The following is a 24,078-nucleotide window of genomic DNA, read 5'->3' as shown; positions in this document are numbered from 1 at the left end:
AAATCTCAAAAAAAACAGCCTCCGATTTGAACTTGAATCTAAAGTGCCTTCCCGACATAATTTCAAGACTTTTAGCTTTACTCCTACACAAGCAATTGGAATTATAGAACTATTATGAGCTAGTAATCGGTATACGATTGAGCAATCATAATTTTTAGGAAAATATACGCTAAACAAATTATAGGAAAAACTACAAGAAACCCAACATAAATACCAATCTCGTTACAAAAAAAGGAAACTATCCTTTTTAATTTCATAATATCACTTCATTGTCCATTTTTTTACTAAAATTTTGTACTAAGTGGTTCAATGAGTTCTTTTTACAATTATGATGTTGCAATTGATTTCAAATCAAAAAAACCGATATCAAGTAATTATGAAAAAACTTATTTTATTATTATTTATGCTAAACGTCGCGTTACTATTTGCTCAAAAAGAAATTTCTGGTTTTGTAATAGATAACTCCGGGGTTGCTTTGTCAGGCGTTAACATCACTGAAAAAGGGACAAACAACAGTGTTTCTACAGATATCAATGGAGCATACCAGATTACTATTAAAGAAGGAGCTACTTTAGTCTTTAGTTACTTTAATTTCCCTAAACAAGAATATAACACAACTGATCCTATTCTAAATGTTGTTTTATCTGAAGAAAGAGGACAAGGCCTTGGTGAAGTTGTAGTTACCGGAACAAGAGCTACGCCCAGAAGTAACACCACAACTACACTTCCTATAGATATATTGTCATCTGAAGATCTGACTTCAACCGGACAAGCAACTTTTGACAAAGTATTACAGTACAAAATCCCCTCTTTTAACACCGTTCAAACTCCTGTAAATGATGCTACCTCATTACTTGATCCATACGAAATTAGAAATATGGGACCTAGCAGAACCTTGCTGCTTATCAACGGAAAAAGGAAAAATTTAAGTTCTTTGCTTTATGTTCAAACATCTCCGGGTCAAGGCGAAACCGGTGCTGATATTTCTGCAATACCAATTGACGCTGTAGAAAGAGTAGAAATTCTGCGGGATGGTGCATCCGCTCAATATGGTTCTGATGCAATAGCCGGAGTGATAAATATTATCTTAAAAAAGAGAACTAATAATGGTTCATTAACTTTAAAAACAGGCATTACCGCTGAAGGTGATGGCGAAATGTTTGGCCTGAGTTTAAATAATGGATCTACTGCAAGCGACAAAGGTTTTGTAAATTATACTTTAGATTTTTCAAAAATAAACTTGACGAACAGACCCGGAAAAGTGGATGCAGAAGGAGATTTTAATGATTTTATTTTGATATCTCCTACTAAACCATCCAGTTATGTAAACGATGACAATACTCTTAATGGTATCAATATAACCGGAATGACTGATGTGCAAATCAATACCATTTTTGAAGAATACAAAGGTTCCTCCGACTATAATGCCAAATTAACCACCATAAATCAAGGAAATATAACGGGAAGAGAAGCCGTCGATGCTTTTTTAAAGGAAAAACCGGACGCCGGAAACATTAATGGTTCTCCTGAAACAGCAGCGGTAAAATTCTTAGTAAACGGTGGATTGGATTTATCTAATGAAACACAGTTGTACTATAATGCTGCTTATATATACAAAAAAGTAAACTCATTTGCGAACTACAGAACCCCCTATTGGAGATCAATAAAAAATCCCTTTGAAAATAGTACTATCCCAAATTGGAGTAACTCATCTGTTTATCCTAACTATTTAAAAGATTTCTTTGGCGATGGCACTGTCATTTCTTACAAAGGCTATCTTCCAACATTTACTGGAGATTTGAACGATTACAATGCTACCTTGGGTTATAAAGTTATAAAGAATGGTTGGAATACCGATGCCAGCATCACTGCCGGTGGTAATACGCAAACCTATACCGTAGAAAACTCTCAAAACAGATCACCCATAAAAGATTCTAACGGGGCTAATATCTACCAAGAGAACAGCCCAATATCTTTCAAACCCGGGGGAGCTTCGTTTAATCATATCGTTGGTAATTTAGATATTTCTAAAGTATTATCTGATAAAATAAGTATTGGTTTTGGTTCTGAGGTTAGAACAGAAACTTTTATAATTACCGAAGGAGATAAAGCATCTTGGGATGGAGAAGGTGCCGATTCCTTTTCCGGAAACAGACCTGAAAATTCTGGTAAATGGAATCGTTATAATTTAGGTGGATACTTCGACCTGGCTTATGATTTCACTAAAAATTTCTTAGTAACCGGTACAGTTCGTTATGAAAATTATAGCGATTTTGGATCAGCTACGGTTTGGAAATTAAGTTATAGATATAAATTTTCTGATGATAAAATTTCCCTAAGGGGATCTATTTCCTCTGGATTTAGAGCGCCAACTTTACACCAAATTTATACTCAAAAATCCCAGAATTCCTTCGTAGCAGGGCAGGGAATACAAATTAATGGGTTAATTAATAATGTTTCGGCACAGGCTCGTATTTTAGGCATCCCAAAATTAGGCCCTGAAAAATCAACTAATATGACTGTAGGAATAGGAGCTAAACCTTTTAAAAAATTCAATTTCACTATAGATTATTATAACATTAAAGTAAAAGACAGAATCATCTTAGGAAATAATGTAACTACACAATTTGGCAGCGTTGCCTGGTTTGAAAATTCATTCGATTCGAGAACTACAGGCTTAGATGTAGTCATGAATTACAGTACTATACTGGTAGGAATTGGAGAATTGGGATTCAATTTATCAGGAAACATAACTTTTGAAAATAAAAGAATTTCACCCGTTGCAAGTGATAATTTTGGAGCAACACTTCATGCTTTAATGTTTACATCAAGACCTGAAACAAAATGGATTTTGGGAGCAAATTACAAAATTAAAAAAATTGATTTATCACTTAACAACACCTATTTTGGAAAAGCTACTTTCAAACAAGAAGGTTTAGATTCAAATTTAAGAACTGAGTTTTTACCAAAAATAGTTACTGATTTAGGAATTAATTATTCGGCAACAGATAAATTAACATTAGCACTTAATGTGAATAACGTATTAAATGTATTACCTGAATGGAAATTTAAAGCCGAAAACGCAACCGGAACTGCGATTTTGAATGATCCAGCTCAAATAAAATCACAATTTAACTTGATTACATTCAATGGTCGCTATTCTCAAATGACCTATGAAGGATATCACTTCAGCCAATTAGGAACCTTATTTAGTTTATCATTAATCTATAAATTTTAAAATTAGAATTTTTTCAAATCAGGACAAAACTTAGTTAAAAAAATTAAAGGTATGAAAACTAAAAATCGCATATTTTTCTTGGGAGTAATCATCATGCTACTGGGAGGAAATTCAATAGTAGCTCAGAAGAAAATCCAGATAGAAGAGTATCAATTAAAAGCTGCTTTTCTGTATCGCTTTGTCGATTATGTTTACTGGAAAGATTACTCTAAAAACCAAACTTTTAAGATCGCTATTCTAGAAGAAAGCCCAATTGTTTCCGCATTGACGGAAATGACTAAAAATAAAAAAATGGAAATAAAGAAATATAAAAATCTGAAAGAGTTAAGCTTTTGTAATATTCTGTTTGTCCCCTACAATTGTACCATTCCAATTGAAACCATTCTTGCTAAATTTTCCGGTAAGCCCGTATTGATTGTAACAGAACAAAATGGCTACGGAAAGAAAGGATCGCATATGAATTTTGTTATGGTTGAAAATAAATTAAAATTTGAAGTAAATCTAAAAGCAATAAATAAATCCGGAATTGGAATCAGTTCATTCTTGCTGCAACATGCAATTATTGTGCAATAAGTTGTATCAAATTACAAATTGGACGTTCCAAGGAATAAAGAAGACTTCAGGGTATCAAGTAATTTTTTTTAACCATAGAAAAACAACAAATAAATGATGAATCTACGTAACATATCAATTAAAAATAAGCTTGTGCTCATGCAGGTTTTTACCTCTGCATTTGTACTAGGGCTTTGTATTACAGCTTTTGTACTTATAGACATTAAAGGATTTAAAGACCGGAAAGTGATTAGTTCAATTGCTATAGCGCAAGTAGTGGGCTTTAATAATGTTTCTGCCCTTGAGTTCTTGGATAATACTGCCGCACAAAAAATTCTATCGGAATTAAACGTGCAAAATGACATTTTAAATGCAGCCATTCTTGACAAAAAAGGTGCTGTTTTTGCATCTTATACTAAACCTGGCTCCGATTCTAAATACCAGTTTTCTATTCCTGCTGAAGGCCAAAAAAATTTCTTCTTTACCAATCAAAATCTTTTTGTTTACAGCAAAATCAAAAAAGAAAATGAAACAATAGGATTAGTCTGTATCCGAATTGAACTATCCGAATTGAATAAAATAAAAATGGATGTTTTACGTCTGGGAATTGTATTATTAATAGTGGGAGTGGGACTCGCTTTTCTAATTGCCATGATTATTAAAAAATACATTTCGAAACCCTTGTTGAACTTGGTAACAGTGATACAACAGATAAAGGATACAGGTGATTATAAGACTCGCATGGTGGTAGAAGGAAAAGATGAAATCAGCTTCCTTTCATTGGGGCTTAATAATATGCTGGAAAACATTGAAAAAAGAGACAATGAAGTAGCACAATCCAAAGAACAACTGAATAAACAAAACACTCTTTTACAATCGGTTATACAAAATATGGGTGATGGATTAATTGTTGTTGATGAAAACAGAAAATTCATACTCTGGAATACAGCTGGGGAAAGAATAATTGGAATTGGCCCCATGGATATTCCTATAGAGAGATGGGCTCAAACTTATGGTTTCTTTTTGCCTGATACCAAAACAATTTTCGATACTAATGAACTTCCTTTAGTAAAAGCATTGAATGGTGAAGAGGTAGATAATATGGAAATGTTTATCCAAAATTACAAAAAACCCGAAGGTCTTTCTGTAATTGCAACTGCCAGACCTTTAAAAAATCTTGCTGGCGAAACAACTGGCGGGGTTCTCGTTATTCACGACATCACGGAACGAAAAAATTCAGAAAACGAGATTAAAAAACTAAATGAAGAACTCGAACAAAAAGTAACAGAACGTACAACCCAATTGGCAGAAGCCATCGAAACCCTTCGCAAAAGCGAGGAAAAATATCGTGAAATAGTGGAAAACATCAGCGATGTAGTCCATACTTCTGACTATAAAGGTTATTTTACCTACATCAATCCTGCGTGCAAAAAACTAACCGGTTACACACAAAATGAACTTATAGGAAAACATTTTTCAGAACTTGTTGCTCCGGAATGGAGGGATCGTGTGGCCGAGTTCTATTTAAACCAATTTAAAAATAGAATAGACGAAACATCATTCTCATTTCCTATCCTTACCAAAAACAGAGAAGAAAAATGGGTAGAACAAACGGTGATGCAATTAAGGGAAGGAAATAGAATTACCGGACATAAATCAATCATGAGAGACATTACGGAACGCAAAGCAGCCGAACAGAAATTAAAAGAAAGCGAAGGTCAATTGCAAACCATATTTAATGAGGCACCAGATGCCTTAATTGTAATAAATGATGAAGGAAACATTATTAGATGGAATCCACAAGCCGAAAAAATATTTGGATGGTCATTAGTTGAAGTGATGGGAAAACCTATGCACAGCTTAATTATTCCGGAACAGTATAGAGAACGTCATGCTAAAGGTTTTGAAAATTTCCTCAAAACAGGTGAGGGACCTATTATTAATAAAACGATAGAAATCACAGCCATTAACAAAAAAAATATCGAATTTGATATTGAACTGACAGTGTCTCCGGCAACTATTTTAGGCAAGTACATCTTTATTGCTTTTATCAAAGATATCTCATTAAGAAAAGAAATGGAAAATCAAAAAATAGAAGCCGATAAATTAGTGCATCTTAATGAACTAAAATTGAAATTAATTCTGGAAAATATTGGCGAGGGAATAATTGTTACTGATAACCAGAAAAGAATTGTTTTATCCAATCACATGGCGGAAGAAATCATAGGAATAAAACAAGATTCCACAACCCCCACTACACTTGATTGGTCAGCAAAATATGATTTATATTATCCTGATGAAAAAACCGTTTTTCCTGCCCAGAACCTTCCATTGGAAAAAGCATTAAAAGGAGAATCAACGGATGACGTTGAAATAATAATTCAAGATTCCGAAACTAAAGCAAAAAAACGGGTTATCATTAGCGGTAGACCAATAATAGATGAAAACAACTATGTTATAGCCGCAGTTGCTAATATAAAAGACATTACCTATTACAAAGAACTTGAGGTTGCTTTAGAAGAAAGTGAACAGAAATATCGAAAATTAATTGGTTTTAAAAAGGAATAAAAAATAAAGTAGTACTATCTATTAAACATAGAATTTACTGTGCTTTTTTTAACTTAAATAAACTTATATTCCTTAAATGGTTTGAATTCCTCAACAGATAAGGAATATAAGTTCATTTGAGAAAGGTGCAATCATTCGCTATTGTCACAAGGTTTATTTTATATACCCAATTTTTATATAATAGTTTTTCGGATTGATTTTAACCCCTTCTTTTGGATAAGGTAAAACACTGAAACTTTTTATCTTTTTTTGCTTTTCAGGCAAATATTTAGAAAACCACTCTTTATTTTCTTCTTCGTTTTTAATCGAAAAAACCATCGTCTGATCCACAACTAATTTTGAATCTTTGTAAACGGAAACAGTAACAGAAGTTTCTCCCGCCCAAATACAAGTCACACCTTCCGGACAACGGGAATCAGAAATGACTTCTTTCAAAACCAATTGATATCCTGTTTTTTTAAGACCTGTTTTTTGGCAAACTTTCGCATATTTTATACTTTCCTTTTGAACATTTTGAGCAAAAATGCAAACACAAAAAAGCAATAAAAAAGGTAAGAAACTATTTTTCATTTGTTTTTTCTTTTAATTACACCAAATATAATGCCTTTTGATTACGTAATTTTCACAAAAAGATTGGTGGCAATTTTATTCGAAATAGTCAAATCCTTGTTGTCTACTTTTATTTTTAAAGACAAATCAAAACTTTCCTTTCCTATGATTTCAATTTTAGAACCCAGTGCAATCCCTTGTTTGTCCAGATATTTAAGAAACTCTGACGAGGTATCCTTTACACCAACACATATTCCTGACTCATTTTCATGTAATTCTGAAAGCAATTGTTTTTCAATTTTAACGATTCGTCCATTGGCGTCCGGAATGGGGTCGCCATGCGGATCTTCGGTGGGATTGCCCAGAAAATCATCCAGTTTATTAATCAATTTTTCCGACTTAATATGCTCTAATTGTTCGGCAATATCATGAACCTCATCCCAAGAAAAATCCAATTTATCAACTAAAAAAACTTCCCAAAGACGGTGCTTTCTCACGATCATTTTAGCAGTTGTTTTCCCGTGATCTGTTAAAGAAACACCTTGGTATTTTTTATAGTTAACCAAGTCTTTTTCGGCTAATTTTTTAAGCATATCAGTTACTGACGAAGCTTTGGTCTCCATTTTTTCGGCAATGGCATTAGTGCTTATTTCTGAATCTGAAATAATGGTAAGATGGTATATGGTTTTGAGATAATTTTCTTCTGAAAAAGTCATTTGATTTATGATTGAAGATTTTTGATTTTTGATTTCGGATTTTTTAATGATCCTCAGATATACCCGCGATAACGACACAAATTTACACAAATACATTGTAATCCGCGAGGGACTTAGTACTTGATACTACATACTTAATACCGTTTTTAATTTTTTACAATAAACAAAGGGATAGCAATCTTGCGTCGCACTTTATCAACGGTAGTTCCAAAGATTAAATCTTTGAAATTCGTATGTCCGTGCGTTCCCATTACTAAAACATCAAATTTTCCTGTATTAATAATTTGGGGGATGACTTTATCGGGTTTTCCAAAACCTAATTCTGTTGAAATTTTATACCCTTTTTCCGATAGCATTTCTTTATATTCATTCAGTAGTTTTTCGTCTATTAAGGTTTCATGGTCATCAACATTTCCTCCATAAATCATGGCTCCAACCGTTTCTTCCACGTGAATTATGGTGTATTTTGCATCTATTCCCCCTAATTCGAAAGCACTGTTTAAAGCCACTTCATCTGCGCTGGAAAAATCCACCGAAACGGCAATATTCTTTTTGTCATAACATCCGGATTTAGAAAATTGAAGTTTCAAATTATGTGGCGAATGATTTTGAATATCTATTTTCGATTTTGTAACAAAAGGATTAAATACAATATACAGCAACAAAATCAAGAAACTTATTGCTAACGGAACCACGGTAAGCCATAAAACTATTGGATTCTCGGAAGTTTCTAGCCATTCGTTTATAACATCAAAAACCAATTTGGCATTAAGCGAAACGATAATGGAAGCAACAATCCAAGAAGCAATCTGGGTAACCTTACCAATGTGAAATCCTTTCATTTTCGATTTATCGCTCACAAAATGAATCAACGGAATAATGGCAAAGCCCAATTGCAAACTTAAGATAACCTGACTTAAAATCAACAACTTGCCCGTAACACCTTCTCCAAAAATCGAAATCACAATGACTGCCGGAACAATGGCAACTAATCGGGTGATTATTCTTCGAACCCAAGGTTGAATTCGTAAATTCAGATACCCTTCCATAATAATTTGCCCAGCCAATGTTCCAGTAATGGTAGAGCTTTGCCCTGCGGCAATCAAAGCCACTGCAAATAATATCGGTGCCCATTTGCTCCCTAAAAGTGGTTCCAGAAATTGATGCGCATCCTGAATCTCCGATACATTAAACATACCACTTTTATAAAACGTGGCTGCTGCCAATATTAAAATGGCTGCATTTACAAGAAAGGCCAAGTTCAATGCAATAGTTGAATCAATGAAATTATATTTCAATGCCTCCTTAATCCCCGCTACACTTCTGTCTAGTTTTCTGGTTTGCACCAAGGCAGAATGCAAATATAAATTGTGTGGCATTACCGTTGCCCCAATAATCCCGATGGCGATATATAGCGCTGCTTGACCGGGGAGTGAAGGAATCAAACCGTAAATCACCTTATCCATTTCAGGTTGTGCGAATATCATTTCGAAAATGAATGAAAACCCAATGATTCCAACCAACACAATGATGAAAGCCTCCATTTTTCGGATGCCTTTATTGATTAGAAACAGTAATAAAAAAGTATCTAAAACCGTAATCAACACCCCTTCAATCAATGGAATTCCAAAAAGTAAATTAATACCAATTGCCATCCCTAAAACTTCGGCCAAATCACAGGCTGCTATGGCAATTTCAGCAAGAAAATAAAGAATATAATTGATGAATTTAGGATAGGTTTCGCGTGAGGCTTGCGCCAAATCACGTTGGGTAACAATTCCAAGTCGGGCACTTAAACTCTGCAACAACAAAGCCATAATATTACTCATCAATAAAACCCAAAGCAAAGCATAGCCAAACTGGCTTCCCCCTGCAATATCGGTTGCCCAATTTCCCGGATCCATATAACCTACACTAATCAAATAAGCAGGTCCTGAAAAGGCTAATATTTTTCTGAATACTGATGTTTTATTGTGCGCTGCTACTGATTCGTGAACTTCTTCTAAAGATTTTCCCATGGTTGAATTAAATTATTGATACAAATGTAATTAAAAAATTTGTTTTGCAAAATATAATTTTTAGATTTGCCTAAATTTTAATTTATACAAATGAAAACTATTCGTGTCCTCTTTGGAGTTATACCAATACTCTTAATCCTGTTATTTACATCTTGTGATGAAAACTATACCGAAATTCCAGCTGATGATGAAGTTTTAGATGGAACTGTAGAAGGGCTTTCCAATGAAGAGTTAGCACGTTTCTTAAAAGGTGATGCGGCATTCAATGAAGTTTTTACCCGAGAAACAGGACTTGGCCCTACATTTGTTTCAACAAGCTGTATTAGTTGTCATGCTGGTGATGGTAAAGGACATCCCTCCACTACACTTACCCGTTTTGGGCAAATTGATGAAACCGGAAATTTATTCTTAAACCAAGGAGGTCCACAATTACAAAACAGAGGATTACCGGGATTCTTACCGGAACAAATCCCTGCCGGGGCTACTTTTGCTAAGTTTACCCCACCCGCAAATACAGGTTTAGGGTTTTTACAATTTGTTACAGATGCTGATATTATGGCAATGACAGATCCTAATGATAGTGATGGTGATGGAATATCTGGTGTTCCAAACTGGATAGACATCCCTGATTTTGTAATGCCATCATCAAATGCTATTTCTCAAAACGGAAAATACATTGGTCGTTATGGCAAAAAAGCAGCAGCTCATAGTTTATTACATCAAACGGCAAACGCATACAATCAAGATATGGGAATAACATCCATATTCAGGCCTATTGATGCTTATTCTCATCTGGAAATTGATCCTGAAATTGCCACTAGCACCGTAAACGACGTTGTTTTTTACCTACAAACATTAAAGGCTCCTATACAACGCAACCAAAGTGACGCAGTGGTTAATAAAGGAGCAGCTGTTTTTAACCAAATCAATTGTACAGGATGCCACAAATCTGAATTAAAAACAGGCAACTCACCTATTAAAGCCCTTTCAAATAAAACATTTGCTCCTTATACCGATTTGTTATTACATGATATGGGAAGCGGCTTAGACGATGGCTATACCGAAGGAAATGCAAAAACCCATGAATGGAAAACGCCACCATTATGGGGAATAGGACTTTCTCAAGACGCACAAGGAGGAAGCTCTTTTCTAATGCACGATGGAAGAGCAAAAAGTATTGAAGAAGCTATTTTAATGCATGGAGGTGAAGCAAAAAATAGTAAAACAAGCTATCAGAATCTTTCACAGTCAGACAAAGAGGCATTGCTCAAATTTATAAAATCTTTATAATCATGGACAGAAAAGAGTTTCTAAAAACATGCGGTTTTGGTTGTTTAGCAGGATTGGCGGGCGCTTCTTTGCTGCAAAGCTGTAGTTCTCCCCAAGTTTTGGCAAAAGACATAAACGGTTCCGATATTTTAGTTCCATTAACTGATTTTGAAATCAAAAACAACAACACAACCGAATATAAAAAATACATAATCATACAAAACGAAAGACTGAAATATCCTATTTGTGTTTATCGTTTTGGCGCAAATAATTATAGCGCCTTATTAATGCAATGTACACATCAAGGAACCGAATTACAGGTTTTTGGAGACAAATTACAATGCTCGGCACATGGAAGTGAATTTAGCAACAAAGGAAGTGTAGAAAACGGCCCGGCTGACAGAAATTTACGAAATTTTCCAATTAAAATAGATAACAATACCCTTAAAATATCATTAAAATGAGATTAAAATTCCTCTATATAACATTTTTATTTTCCGTGAATTTCTATGCACAAATAGACTCCAGTTTACTAAGAAGAATACCAAAAGACAGCACAAAACAAACACTGAATATGGATGCGGTTTACAATCGTCCTTTTTTAAATATTGGAAAAACACCCATAGCCGTTGGAGGTTATCTCGAAGCCAATTGGCAACGCCTTTCCACCGATGGCGTTTCCGAAGGACATCAATTTCAGGCCAGACGATTAACCATATTTATGTCATCGGCAATCAGTAAACGCGTGAAATTTTTAAGCGAAATCGAATTTGAAGATGGCGGAAAAGAAATCGCCATAGAATTCGCCTCCGTCGATGTTGAATTTCATCCCCTGGTTAATTTTAGAGGAGGAATAATCATGAACCCTATTGGGGCTTTCAATCAGAATCACGATGGTCCAAAATGGGAATTTACCGACAGACCCATTTCAGCAACACAAATGTTACCGAGTACTTTTAGCAATGCCGGGGCTGGGCTTTTTGGAAAAAAATACTCGAACAATTGGATGATTGGATATGAAGCCTATTTTTCAGGAAGCTTCGATAATTCGATAATTGAAAATACAGAGAACAAAACTTTTCTGCCGGCTGCCAAAAACAATCCGGAACGTTTTGAAGAAATAAATAGCGGAACACCCTTATTTACAGGTAAAATTGCGATTCGAAACAGTAAAATTGGGGAGTTAGGACTATCCTATATGGGAGGTGTTTACAATAAATTCCAAGATGACGGGGTAATAATAGACGAAAAAAGACGTGTTGCTATTTTTGCATTAGATTTTAACACCACGCTTCCTAAAATCAAGACTTTCATAACCTCTGAATTGGCATGGATTAAAGTAGATGTTCCGAGCACCTATGGACAACAATTTGGCAATAAACAATTCGGCGGATTTATTGATGTCGTACAACCGTTGCTGACAAAAAACATTTTAGGCTGGGAAAACGCTATACTAAACTTAGCCTGCCGATTGGAATATGTGGATTGGAACGTGGGAACTTTTAATGAAACGGGTGGAAATATCGGAGAAGATATATGGAGTATAATGCCAGCGCTAAGTTTTCGTCCTACATCGCAAACTGTTTTTAGGGTAAATTATCGTTTTCAAAAACAACGTGATATTTTAGGAAATCCTCCTGCAAATACTGCTGGATTTAGTGTTGGGGTTTCAACTTATTTTTAATGTTTTGTTTTGCGTAGCAACCGATTGGTTTACTTCTTCAAGTGATTTGTCCATGATTGAATTAAATTATTGATGCTAAAGTAATTAAAAAATTTGTTTTATAAAATATAATTTTTAGCTTTGCCTAAATATTAAGTTTAAGTAAGACTAAAATTATAATTGTGAAAAATCTAATTCTCTTTTTTTGTATTCTAATCAATACTATTTCATTTGCCCAATCCACTATAAAAGGAAAAATCACTTCCCAGGGCATGCCTATGCAACAGGCTAACATCGTGTTAAAAAATACTAAAAACGCAACCATAAGCAATGAAGATGGCTCTTATAGCATTAAAAACATCACTGCTGGAAATTATGAAGTGTTGGCTTCTTATACTGGCTTTAAACCTCAAAGAAAAAGCATCACAGTTATTGACTCTACAGAAATAATTTTAGATTTTGATTTAAAAGAAAACAATACGCTGGATGAAGTGGTTGTAACAGGAACATTAAAACCTGTAAGTCGTTTAGAAAGTCCCGTTCCGGTGGAAGTCTACAAACCCACATTTTTCAAAAAAAACCCAACAGCAAATATTTTTGAAGCTTTACAAAATGTAAACGGCGTTCGACCGCAATTGAATTGTAATGTTTGCAACACGGGCGACATTCATATTAATGGACTGGAAGGTCCTTATACTTTGGTTTTAATTGACGGAATGCCTATTGTCAGCGGGCTTTCGACAGTTTATGGATTATCTGGAATCCCAAATTCTTTATTAGAGCGAATAGAGATTGTGAAAGGTCCGGCATCCTCTTTATACGGAAGTGAAGCCGTGGGCGGATTAATCAATATTATCACTAAAAACCCAAAAAATGCAGCTATTTTTTCTGCCGATGCATTTTCAACAAGTTGGGGCGAAGTCAATATTGATTTGGGTTTTAAAGCCAATATAGGCAAAAGCGCTTCCGTACTTACAGGCGTGAATTACTTCAATTACAGCAACCCTATTGACAACAACGATGATAATTTTACCGATGTAACTTTACAAGACCGAATTTCAGTTTTCCAAAAATGGAATTTCAACAGAAAAAGTAACAAATTATTTTCGATGGCAGGACGTTTTTTCTATGAAGACCGATGGGGCGGCGAATTGCAATGGGAGAAAAAATATCGTGGAGGAGATGAAGTCTATGGCGAAAGCATTTATACAAAACGTTGGGAGTTATTAGGTGCTTATGAACTTCCGGTTTCCGAAAAAATGTTATTTTCCTTTTCCTATACGGATCATGACCAAAATTCAGTTTATGGGGATATTCCTTATTTAGCGAAACAACGTATTGGTTTTGGGCAATTGACTTGGGATAAAAAATTAAACAATCACGATCTACTTTTTGGGACTGCTATTCGCTATCAATATTATGATGACAATACTACCGCTACAACTGAGGCAGACGTTAATTGGATTCCGAGTGTTTTTGTGCAGGACGAAATTAATTTAGCTGAAAAGCACAAACTGTTATTAGGCGCTCGTTACGATTACAACAACAATCACGGATCCATTTTCACGCCGCGTTTGGCTTACAAATGGAAAGTTAACGACAACAATATCCTGCGATTTAACACAGGAACAGGGTTTAGAATTGTCAATCTTTTTACCGAAGAACACGCCGCTTTAACTGGTTCGCGTGATGTAATTGTTCTTGAAGAGCTAAAACCGGAACGTTCGTATAATGCCAACCTGAATTACTTGAAGAAAATCTATACTAAAAACGGAAACTTCATAGGCTGGGAAACCACTGCTTGGTACACTTATTTCACAAATTCCATTATTCCTGATTATGATAGTAATCCAAATCAGATTATTTATAAAAACTTAAACGGACATGCGGTTACCAAAGGAATAAGTACCAATATTGATATGGTTTTCAATAATGGATTAAAAATGATTTTGGGCGCCACGTATATGGATGTGACAAAAACTGAAAACTCGATTACAACACAACAAATATTAACTGAAAAATTTACTGGAACTTGGGCTATTTCCTACCGAATTCCAAAATATTTTTTAGACATTGATTATACGGGAAATCTTTATGGACCTATGCGTTTACCGCTTTTGGGAGCATTAGACCCAAGAAAGGAATATTCTCCAACATGGAGCATCCAAAATATTCAGTTTACTTTTAATAAACTCAAAAATTTCGAAATCTATCTTGGAATAAAAAATTTGCTGAATTGGACACCAAACAAAGGCAACCCATTTATTATTGCAAGAGCCAACGACCCTTTCGATAAAAATGTACAATTTGACACCAATGGAAATGTTCAGGCTACACCTGATAATCCGTATGCTTTAACCTTTGATCCTGGCTATGTTTATGGGCCAAATCAAGGAATTCGTAGTTTCTTTGGATTGCGTTATACTTTAAAATAATGAAGAATTTTTTTTTCATATTCTTGATTTTCTTTTGGGCAATTCCATCCGGTTTTGCCCAATTGAAAACCTATTCCTTTGAAGAAGTAGAAAAACTATCTCAAGAAAATCCAAAACCTATTGTTATTTTTATTCATACATCGTGGTGCAAATACTGCAAAATGATGGAGCATTCTACCTTTAAAAATCCAGAAATAATTACAGTTTTAAATGATGATTTTTACTTCATTTCATTAGATGCCGAAAGCAAAAAAGAGATTATTTTCAACAATCATGCTTTCAAATTCATACCAAAAGGACAAAATACCGGAATCCATGAGTTGGCTACAACATTAGCCACAATTGACGGCGAAGTGGTTTATCCTACAATTACCATTCTTGCCCCTGATTTTTCAATTTTGTTCCAAAAACATTCTTTTCTAAATGCTAAAGGACTTATTCCTATCCTTGAGAAAATGAAATAATTAGTTACTTTTGAGAAGAACTTCCTAAAATCAACATGAAACACTTCGATTACATTTTTACCGGCGCAGGTTTATCGGCTTTGATGACCGTTTATAAAATGGTGCAATCCGGAAAATTCAATGATAAAAGCATCTTGTTATTGGATGAAAATCCAAAAAAAACGAATGATAGAACGTGGTGCTTTTGGGATGATTCAAATGGAATTTGGGAGACAATCATCCAAAAAAAATGGAATTCAGCTCTTTTTGCTGATGAAAATTTTAGAAGAGACTTGGTTCTAAAACCGTATCAATACAATATGGTGAAAGGTTTGGATTTTTACACCCAAGTATTTGATTTGGTTTCAAAACAGGAAAACATCACTTTCCTCAATCAGAAAGTACTCGAAATTGAAGAATCAGAAAATCTAATTCTGGTACAAACCGACACTGAAAGCTTTTCGTGTACCAAACTTTTCAACAGCATTTACAACAAACAAAAAGCCGAAAGTCAAACCGAATATCCAGTTTTACAACAGCATTTTATTGGTTGGTTTATAAAAAGCGAACAGCCTGTTTTCAATCCGGAACAAGCCACTTTCATGGATTTCTCAGTAGAACAAAGAGGAAATACGCGCTTTATGTATGTATTGCCTTCTTCCGAAAGGGAGGCTTTAATTGAGTATACTTTGTTTTCTGAAAATTTACTGCAAAACCAGGAATACGAAACCGAAATTCAAAAGTACATTAAAAATCTTGGCATCACCGATTATGAAATCGTTGAAAAAGAGCAAGGAAGTATCCCAATGACCTGTTATCCTTTTTGGAAAGCGAATACTAAAAACGTAATAAACATTGGTACTTCCGGCGGTTGGACCAAAGCGAGTACAGGATATACTTTCAAAAATTCAGATAAAAAATCAAGTCAATTAGTTTCCTTTCTTCAAAGGGAAACAGACTTTACCAAGTTTCATAAAAGAACCAAATTCTGGTTTTATGATTTGTTACTTTTAGATATTTTAGACCGTAAAAACGAAATCGGTTCCCACATCTTTTCTTCGATGTTCAAAAAAGGAAATCCAAGCTTGATTTTTAAATTTCTGGACGAGGAAACTTCTTTTATTGAAGACATTAAGGTCATTTTAAAATGTCCCAAAATACTATTTATTAAAGCTATTTTTCATGTTGCTTTAAAAGCAATCAAACTATAACAAAACTTTATAATTCAACTAATAGAGTTCCTTTTAAACTTCGTAACTTTGCAACTTGAAGTTATTATTTATTTAAAATAAAAAAGATATGTATCCAGAAGAAATGGTAAAACCAATGCAAGCTGAATTAACGGCTGCAGGTTTTCAAGATTTACATAGTGCTGAAGCAGTTGAAAACGCAATGAAAGCTGAAGGTACAACACTAGTGGTAGTAAACTCAGTGTGTGGTTGTGCTGCAAGAAATGCACGTCCGGGAGCAAAAATGAGTTTAGATGGGGCAAAAAAACCAGACCATTTAATCACAGTTTTTGCGGGAGTAGACAAAGATGCTGTTGATGCAGCGAGACAACACATGTTTCCTTTTCCTCCATCATCGCCAAGTATGGCTTTGTTCAAAAACGGAGAACTAGTTCACATGTTAGAACGTCACCACATTGAAGGACGTCCAGCTGAATTGATTGCTGAGAACCTAAAAGACGCTTTCAACGAATATTGTTAACTCAATAAAAAAAACAGAAAAACCACGACTTATCGTGGTTTTTTTTTAGAATTATTTCTCGTTTTTTGTTACAATTAAAAATATCAAATCACGGTATCACCACCTTTTCTAAAGCCAATTAACTGTCTGTACTTCAATTCTGTTTCTTTTAATTCTTCTTCCATTTTTTTGTATTTGCTGATGTCTTTTATAGTCACCACAGCAGCTATTACTTTATCATTTTGATCAATTAATGGTCTTCCGCTAATAAGAACACGTTTCTTTTCCTGTGCAACTGGATTCCAAAGTACAATATCAACATCATTTGTTTCTTCGCCACCTAGCGCACGTTCCATCGGTAAGTTTTGGGAGGGGAAAACAGTTTTTTCATCCGGAAAATACAACTCAAAATGATCCGATAAATTAAGTGATATTTTACTATCCTCTTCAATCCCGAAAATTTCATTGGCCATATAGTTGGCCATTACTATTTCTTTATCTGCATTTGCAACGACAACACCCTCACCTATATTCTCTATAATCAACCGTAACGTTTCTTCATTTTCATACAATTCGTTAATGGCTTGTTTACTTTCAGTAATATCCCTTACAAAACCAATAAAGAAATATTTTTCTCCCATTTTGACAGGTGAAACACTGAGAGATACCGGAAATTCCGTTCCCTCTTTATTAACCGCTTCTATTTCATACGGTTTATTTAAGATAGGCCCGATTCCAGATGTTAAAAAATGCTCCATACCTGTCTTATGTAATTCCCGGTATCGTGTAGGAACAATGAATTCAAAAAGGGGTTTCCCAATAATTTCGGCAATTTTCCATCCAAAAACAGATTCTGCCTTTGGATTCCATCTTAAAACATTGCTTTTACTATCAATTACGATAACCGGATCAGGAGCACCATCAAAAATGGTTTGTATTTGCTGTTCGTTATCTTTTAATTTCTGAGTATAATTATTTAACAATTCTCCATCAAGCCTTTTTTGGGTGATGTCACGTAAAACGGCATATATCATTCCTTCTTTAACATCCGTTGACACCACTGATTCAGTCCATTTGTAGGAACCATCTTTGCATAATATTGGAAACATAACATCTGCCTCTACTTCCTCTCCTTTCAACCGTTTTGCTCTCCTTTCATTGACAATTTTTATATAATCTGGATGCAGTAGATCTAAAAGTGACATTTTCTCTAAGTCATTTTGATTATAACCCAAAATTTTAGTGAAAGCAGGATTAATTTTTATGATTTTCTTTTCTTTTTCAACAAAAAAAGCATCAAATGACATCTCAAAAAAATTGCTGACTATTTTTAAGGATTGTTCATTTTTAACTTTTTCGGTAATATCACGTGCAACAGAATACAATATGCCTTGTTGTACATCAATAGTGCTATGCCAGTCCAGCCATTTGTAAGTGCCATCTTTACAACGAACACGATCTTCAAAATTTACAATTGCATCCCCCCTTAGAAGTTTAGCCAACACTTCGTCAGCTATGTTTTTGTCATCGGGATGCGTTAATTCCATGAATTTTATAGTATCCATATCCTCTTGAGTGTAGCCAAGTGTTTTGGTAAAAGCCGGATTTATTTTTATAAAATACTCCCCTTTTGCAACAACAAGCAAGTTATTGGACATATTGAAAAATTTATCGGCAATGACCAAAGAGTCTTCCGTTTCTTTTTGCGCTGTAACATCCCGTGCAACAGCATATAATAATCCCGTTGAAAGTTCAGGGGAAATGGACCATACAAGCCATTTTATTGATCCGTCTTTACAAACAAATCTATTTTTAAACTGAATCATTAAAGCACCCTTTTGAAGTTTACCAACTTCTCTTTTTGTGATGTCTAAGTCTTCAGGATGTACAAAAAAAGTATAAGGCTTGCTCAACAACTCCGCCTCAGAATACCCCAAAATTCTAATAACAGCAGGGTTAACTTTACCAAATTTTTCTTTCGTTCCAATAATCATCATGTCCGAAGACATATTAAAAAATTTATCTGTTACTTTGAAAGACTCTTCTAATTTTTTCCTTTCTGAGATATCTGTGGAAATTCCTCCAATAGCATAAATTCTCCCTGTTGAATCATACAGTGGAAATTTAACTGCAATATAGGTATGGGGACCATCCGGCTGTTGAATCGTTTCTTCCATTTTTAATTCTCTTAATGCCTTTGCCACTTCAAGATCAGAATTTCGATAACCATCAGCCACTTCTTTTGGTAAAAAATCATGATCAGTTTTTCCTATTATTTCTTCATTCGAGATTTGAAATAAAGATTCAAATTGTTTATTAATCAATACATATTCCCCGTTTATTTTTTTAATGGATATAGGATTGGAAGTGTTATCAATGATAGATTGAAGCAATTGTTTGTTTTCCAAAAGTAAGTTTTGGGAAATGTTTTTAGCTCGCAATTGCGCTTTAATAATAAAATAGACAATGGTCAGTAAAACAATAGAAAGAACAAACAATGAAAGTTCTATCCAATTTAGCAATGAATCCATTGCCTCATCTCTTTGTCTATTAAATCTGGAAATGAAAACCCACCCTGAAGCAATGACAACTAGTAAATTGATAATAAATCCCAGTAATATTTTTTTTTCAAAAGAAATTTTCATAATAAAAATGGCATTAAATTTAACAATCATTAACCCCAACAAACCGAAAAATAATCTACTTATACACATGAAAGTTAGTGAATTATATTCGATTTTCGCAATCGATTTTAACATATTATCTCGAAACTACCCGCTTAACCTAAAAAAAAGAAATACATCCACAGTCAAACAAATATGCTAAAAACATTAGAGCACTTTATAAGATAAAAAACACTGTCTTTAAGCATATCCAAATTTTTGTTTGGAGCAATTTCCCGCTATCCGTTTCAATCCATCTCGTTAAAAAAACGAGATGGGATTTCCACTTTTATCGGGGCTAGGCATTTGGGATTAGGAAATTATTTCATTTCCAAATTAATCCTTACTTTTGCACCGTTCAAGAAAATTAACTTGAATATTTTATCGAAAATAAATTTCTCAACTTAAAACTGTTTATAGCATGCAACTGTATAACACCTTAAGCGCAGAAGAAAGAGCCATCATGATTGATGATGCCGGAAAACAACGTCTTACGCTGTCTTTCTATGCTTATGCGCAAATCTCAGATCCAACACAATTTCGTAACGAATTATTCCTGGCTTGGAACGCTCTTGAAGTCCTGGGTCGAATCTATGTAGCCAGTGAGGGAATCAACGCCCAATTATCTCTTCCTGCAGATAATTTCTATGCCTTCAAAGATTCCATCGAAGTCTATGATTTCATGAAAGGCATCCGTTTGAATATTGCCGTAGAGCAAGATGATCATTCGTTCTTGAAACTGACCGTAAAAGTCCGTGATAAGATTGTGTCTGATGGTTTAGTTGACGAAACTTTTGATGTAACTAATATAGGAATTCACCTAAAAGCTAAGGAATTCAACGAACTTCTCGAAGATCCAAACACCATTGTGGTCGATATGCGAAATCATTACGAAAGTGAAATTGGACATTTTATCAAAGCCATAAAACCAGATGTTGACACATTCCGTGAAAGTTTACCAATCATAGAAGAACAACTTTCTGAACACAAACAAGACAAAAAATTATTGATGTATTGCACCGGAGGAATTCGTTGCGAGAAAGCCAGTGCTTATTTCAAACACAAAGGTTTTGAAAATGTATACCAACTCGAAGGCGGAATTATAGAATACACGCGTCAGGTAAAAACTGAAGGATTAGAAAGTAAATTCATCGGGAAAAACTTTGTATTTGATCATCGCTTGGGCGAAAGAATTACGGACGATATTGTTTCCCAATGCCATCAATGTGGAGCACCTTGTGATGTGCATACCAATTGCGTGAACGAAGGCTGTCATTTACTTTTTATCCAATGTGAGGAATGTGCTACGGCAATGGAAGGTTGTTGTTCAGCTGAATGTGTGAGTGTAATTCACTTGCCGGAAGAAGAACAAAAAGCCATTCGAAGAGGAATAAAAAACGGAAATAAGATATTCAAAAAAGGAAAATCAGACGTTTTGACTTTCAAAAACAACGAAGAAACGCATGGTGTTTTTGTTGCAGAAAAACCATCCCGAAGCGTCGGGACTACAGTCAAAAAAGAACAAAAAGTTAAGAAAATTTATATTGGAAAAGGAACGCATTTCTTTCCAAAACCAAGTATTGGTCAATTTTTAATCGAAGAAAACGAAATCAAAATTGGTGATACCATTCTAATCAAAGGTTCCACAACCGGCGAACAAAAATTAGTAATCGAAGAAATGCTGGTTAACGATTTGGCACAAGAAAAAGCGATTTTCGGAGACACTTGTACTTTTAAACTGCCGTTCAGAATTAGATTATCTGATAAATTATATAAAATTATAGAGTAATTTCAATACCTTTAACTCCCTATTCTACAATCACATCAAATAACTCAAAATTTAAAAAATGAATAACATATTTTCAAAATCAACCGTTTTAATTTTACTTTTATCAATGTCGATTGGAATAAATGCCCAATCAAAAAGAAATATAAAACAGGAAGAAACCAATAAAAAAATTGTCTCTACTCTTTATCAATCTTTGTTTGGCGACAAAGATACGTCAGCAATTGACAAATATATTGTAGAAGATTACATTCAGCATAATCCTATGGTGGCAGATGGAAGAAAAGCACTAAAAGACGGAGTTGAAAAATGGTTTGTGGGTGCACCAAAGGAAAAAATTGACATTCAACATATAGCCGCTGATGGTGATTTGGTTTTTATTCACTTAAAATCTAAAGGTGCTGATGGAAAACTTACTTCAGTTATTGATATTTTTAAACTTAAAAACAACAAAATTGTGGAACATTGGGATGTAATGCAGGCTGTTCCGGAAAAATCAGCAAATAATCATCCAATGTTTTAATTTGTTAAACGATTAAATCCATCAGTTTTAATTCCTATTTCTAATCAAAGCTCTTTGAAATCAAATAATTTCAAGGAGCTTTTTTTGTTAAAAACTCCTTTTTTAAGTGTCTGAAAATTTATGATTTTAGTAGTATTTTGGCTTTGAAACATTCAATCAAAAAATACTATCTTTACACACAAAACGTTTTAAGAACTTAAGTTGTGCGCGTCACAACACTACATATAAGATTATGGCATGTACAAGTTGTTCAACTTCTGATGGTGGCGCACCTAAGGGTTGTAAAAATAATGGGACTTGCGGCACCGATAGCTGCAATAAATTAACGGTTTTCGATTGGCTTTCTAATATGAGTTTACCTAATGGCGATGCTCCTTTTGACTGTGTTGAAGTACGTTTCAAAAATGGAAGAAAAGAATTTTATCGCAATACGGAGAAATTAACCTTAAGCATGGGCGACATCGTTGCCACCGTTGCTTCACCAGGACACGACATAGGAATTGTAACTTTGACAGGCGAATTAGTAAAAATTCAAATGAAGAAAAAAGGAGTCAATCATCTAAGCAATGATGTTCCTAAAATCTATAGAAAAGCATCCCAAAAAGATATCGATATTTGGTCAACCGCAAGAGACAAGGAAGAGCCTATGAAGGTTCGCGCTCGTGAACTGGCGATTGCTCAAAAACTGGAAATGAAAATTTCGGATATCGAATTTCAAGGTGACGGATCTAAAGCTACTTTTTACTACACTGCAAATGATCGTATCGATTTTCGTGCGTTGATTAAAGATTTTGCTAAAGAATTCAGTACCCGAATCGAGATGAAACAAGTAGGTTTCCGTCAGGAAGCAGCTCGTTTAGGCGGAATTGGTTCATGCGGAAGAGAATTATGTTGTTCTACCTGGTTAACAGATTTTAGAAGTGTAAACACCTCAGCAGCGCGTTACCAGCAACTGTCTTTGAATCCACAAAAACTGGCAGGACAATGCGGAAAATTAAAATGCTGCTTGAACTATGAGCTGGATACGTACATGGATGCGTTGAAAGATTTTCCGGATTTCGAAACAAAATTGGTAACCGAAAAAGGAGATGCCATTTGCCAGAAACAAGATATTTTCAAAGGTTTAATGTGGTTTGCTTACACCAATAATTTTGCTAATTGGCATGTTCTAAAAATTGAACAAGTCAAAGAAATTGTTGCCGAAAACAAACTAAAAAACAAAGTTTCTTCGTTAGAAGATTATGCTATCGAGATTGTTGCCGAGCCAGAGAAAAACTTCAACAATGCAATGGGCCAGGAAAGTTTGACTCGTTTTGATCAGCCAAAACCAAAGAAAAAACCAAATAAAAAACGCAAACCGGCTGGTGAAAATGCAATTGTAGCAAATAACAACAAGCCCGCAAACAATAACAATAATAACCGTCAGAATTCAAATGACAAAAAGCCTGCGGAACCTAGAAAACCTATAATTATTACTAAAAATGTGGATAAAAAATAGCGCTTTACTTCTTTTAGTAGTGATTCTCTTTTCTTCATGTGATAAAAAAAGAGTTTTTGATGAATATAAATCTGTTGGTAGTGCTTGGCACAAAGACAGCATTGTAACGTTCAATTTACCGGAATTAGATTCCACAAAACGATACAATCTATTTGTGAATTTGAGAGCCAATGACAATTATCAGTATAACAATCTGTTTTTAATTGTGGCATTGGAATTACCAAATGGTTTCACAAAAGTGGACACGCTTGAATACCAAATGGCAGATCCGGACGGAACACTTTTAGGCGATGGATTTTCTGACATAAAAGAAAGCAAACTGTTTTACAAGGAAAATGTACGGTTCAAATCAAAATACAAAGTCTATATCAAACAAGCGGTTAGAGAAAACGGCAAAGTTCCCGGCGTAACGGCTTTAGATGGAATTACAGAGGTAGGTTTTAGAATAGAAAAAAAAGAATAAAATAG

Annotated in this window: 18 protein-coding genes; 14 read left to right on the top strand and 4 right to left on the bottom strand. The window is 34.5% G+C overall.

Features of this window, described 5'->3' with window-relative positions; all coding sequences use genetic code 11:
• Positions 1–376: 376 nt before the first annotated feature.
• The 3 genes from ACM55F_RS06345 (at position 377) to ACM55F_RS06335 (ending at position 6,358) form a co-directional block, all read left to right on the top strand.
• Complete coding sequence (locus ACM55F_RS06345) at positions 377–3,238, top strand: TonB-dependent receptor (RefSeq protein WP_416852934.1); 2,862 nt, start codon at positions 377–379, stop codon at positions 3,236–3,238.
• 51 nt (positions 3,239–3,289) lie between these two features.
• Positions 3,290–3,811, top strand: a complete 522-nt coding sequence (locus tag ACM55F_RS06340; RefSeq protein ID WP_416852932.1) for a YfiR family protein — start codon at positions 3,290–3,292, stop codon at positions 3,809–3,811.
• A gap of 93 nt (positions 3,812–3,904) precedes the next feature.
• Positions 3,905–6,358, top strand: coding sequence for a PAS domain S-box protein (locus tag ACM55F_RS06335; protein WP_416852930.1), 2,454 nt, complete (start codon positions 3,905–3,907; stop codon positions 6,356–6,358).
• 153 nt (positions 6,359–6,511) lie between these two features.
• Here ACM55F_RS06335 and ACM55F_RS06330 read toward each other — a convergent pair whose 3' ends face one another.
• The 3 genes from ACM55F_RS06330 to ACM55F_RS06320 form a co-directional block, all read right to left on the bottom strand.
• Entirely contained in the window at positions 6,512–6,928 is a 417-nt protein-coding gene (locus tag ACM55F_RS06330; protein WP_416852928.1) for a hypothetical protein, read from the bottom strand.
• Positions 6,929–6,969: 41 nt separating this feature from the next.
• On the bottom strand, positions 6,970–7,623 hold the full coding sequence (locus tag ACM55F_RS06325) for a metal-dependent transcriptional regulator (RefSeq protein ID WP_416852926.1): 654 nt from the start codon (positions 7,621–7,623) through the stop codon (positions 6,970–6,972).
• Positions 7,624–7,769: 146 nt separating this feature from the next.
• Complete coding sequence (locus ACM55F_RS06320; RefSeq protein WP_416852924.1) at positions 7,770–9,641, bottom strand: Nramp family divalent metal transporter; 1,872 nt, start codon at positions 9,639–9,641, stop codon at positions 7,770–7,772.
• Positions 9,642–9,731: 90 nt separating this feature from the next.
• Here ACM55F_RS06320 and ACM55F_RS06315 point away from each other — a divergent pair, with 90 nt between their 5' ends.
• The 7 genes from ACM55F_RS06315 (at position 9,732) to ACM55F_RS06285 (ending at position 17,161) form a co-directional block, all read left to right on the top strand.
• Complete coding sequence (locus ACM55F_RS06315) at positions 9,732–10,931, top strand: di-heme oxidoredictase family protein (protein WP_416852922.1); 1,200 nt, start codon at positions 9,732–9,734, stop codon at positions 10,929–10,931.
• A gap of 2 nt (positions 10,932–10,933) precedes the next feature.
• Complete coding sequence (locus tag ACM55F_RS06310) at positions 10,934–11,374, top strand: ubiquinol-cytochrome c reductase iron-sulfur subunit (RefSeq protein ID WP_416852920.1); 441 nt, start codon at positions 10,934–10,936, stop codon at positions 11,372–11,374.
• On the top strand, positions 11,371–12,594 hold the full coding sequence (locus ACM55F_RS06305) for a hypothetical protein (protein WP_416852918.1): 1,224 nt from the start codon (positions 11,371–11,373) through the stop codon (positions 12,592–12,594). The genes ACM55F_RS06310 and ACM55F_RS06305 overlap by 4 nt, the downstream gene beginning before the upstream one ends.
• A gap of 161 nt (positions 12,595–12,755) precedes the next feature.
• Positions 12,756–15,008, top strand: coding sequence for a TonB-dependent receptor (locus tag ACM55F_RS06300; RefSeq protein WP_416852917.1), 2,253 nt, complete (start codon positions 12,756–12,758; stop codon positions 15,006–15,008).
• A complete protein-coding gene (locus tag ACM55F_RS06295) occupies positions 15,008–15,472 on the top strand; it encodes a thioredoxin family protein (protein ID WP_416852915.1) in 465 nt (154 codons plus the stop codon). Before ACM55F_RS06300 ends, ACM55F_RS06295 begins: the two co-directional genes overlap by 1 nt.
• Before the next feature lie 35 nt (positions 15,473–15,507).
• Positions 15,508–16,662: a lycopene cyclase family protein gene (locus ACM55F_RS06290; protein WP_416852914.1), complete on the top strand. Its 1,155-nt coding sequence runs from the start codon at positions 15,508–15,510 to the stop codon at positions 16,660–16,662.
• Positions 16,663–16,750: 88 nt separating this feature from the next.
• Positions 16,751–17,161, top strand: coding sequence for a BrxA/BrxB family bacilliredoxin (locus tag ACM55F_RS06285; protein ID WP_039108283.1), 411 nt, complete (start codon positions 16,751–16,753; stop codon positions 17,159–17,161).
• 83 nt (positions 17,162–17,244) lie between these two features.
• Here the strand turns inward: ACM55F_RS06285 and ACM55F_RS06280 are convergent, their stop codons facing one another.
• Positions 17,245–19,785 carry a PAS domain-containing protein gene (locus tag ACM55F_RS06280; protein WP_416852913.1) on the bottom strand — a complete coding sequence of 847 codons (2,541 nt, stop codon included), beginning with the start codon at positions 19,783–19,785 and terminating at the stop codon, positions 17,245–17,247.
• A 439-nt stretch (positions 19,786–20,224) separates the two neighbouring features.
• On the opposite strand from ACM55F_RS06280, the gene trhO reads away from it, so the two are divergent.
• The 4 genes from trhO (at position 20,225) to ACM55F_RS06260 (ending at position 24,073) form a co-directional block, all read left to right on the top strand.
• On the top strand, positions 20,225–21,592 hold the full coding sequence (gene trhO, locus ACM55F_RS06275) for an oxygen-dependent tRNA uridine(34) hydroxylase TrhO (protein WP_416852911.1): 1,368 nt from the start codon (positions 20,225–20,227) through the stop codon (positions 21,590–21,592).
• Between the two features lie 58 nt (positions 21,593–21,650).
• The gene (locus ACM55F_RS06270; protein WP_416852910.1) at positions 21,651–22,112 is read left to right on the top strand and encodes a nuclear transport factor 2 family protein; all 462 of its coding nucleotides are present in this window, start codon (positions 21,651–21,653) and stop codon (positions 22,110–22,112) included.
• A 232-nt stretch (positions 22,113–22,344) separates the two neighbouring features.
• Positions 22,345–23,610: a PSP1 domain-containing protein gene (locus tag ACM55F_RS06265; RefSeq protein ID WP_416852908.1), complete on the top strand. Its 1,266-nt coding sequence runs from the start codon at positions 22,345–22,347 to the stop codon at positions 23,608–23,610.
• Complete coding sequence (locus ACM55F_RS06260; RefSeq protein ID WP_416852907.1) at positions 23,594–24,073, top strand: gliding motility lipoprotein GldH; 480 nt, start codon at positions 23,594–23,596, stop codon at positions 24,071–24,073. Before ACM55F_RS06265 ends, ACM55F_RS06260 begins: the two co-directional genes overlap by 17 nt.
• The last annotated feature ends 5 nt before the right edge of the window (positions 24,074–24,078 follow it).

Origin of the sequence: Flavobacterium melibiosi, from assembly GCF_048158545.1 — a bacterium.
GTDB lineage: Bacteria > Bacteroidota > Bacteroidia > Flavobacteriales > Flavobacteriaceae > Flavobacterium > Flavobacterium melibiosi.
Note: the sequence above shows the minus strand (reverse complement) of the source record. Positions and strands in the feature narration are given on the sequence as shown.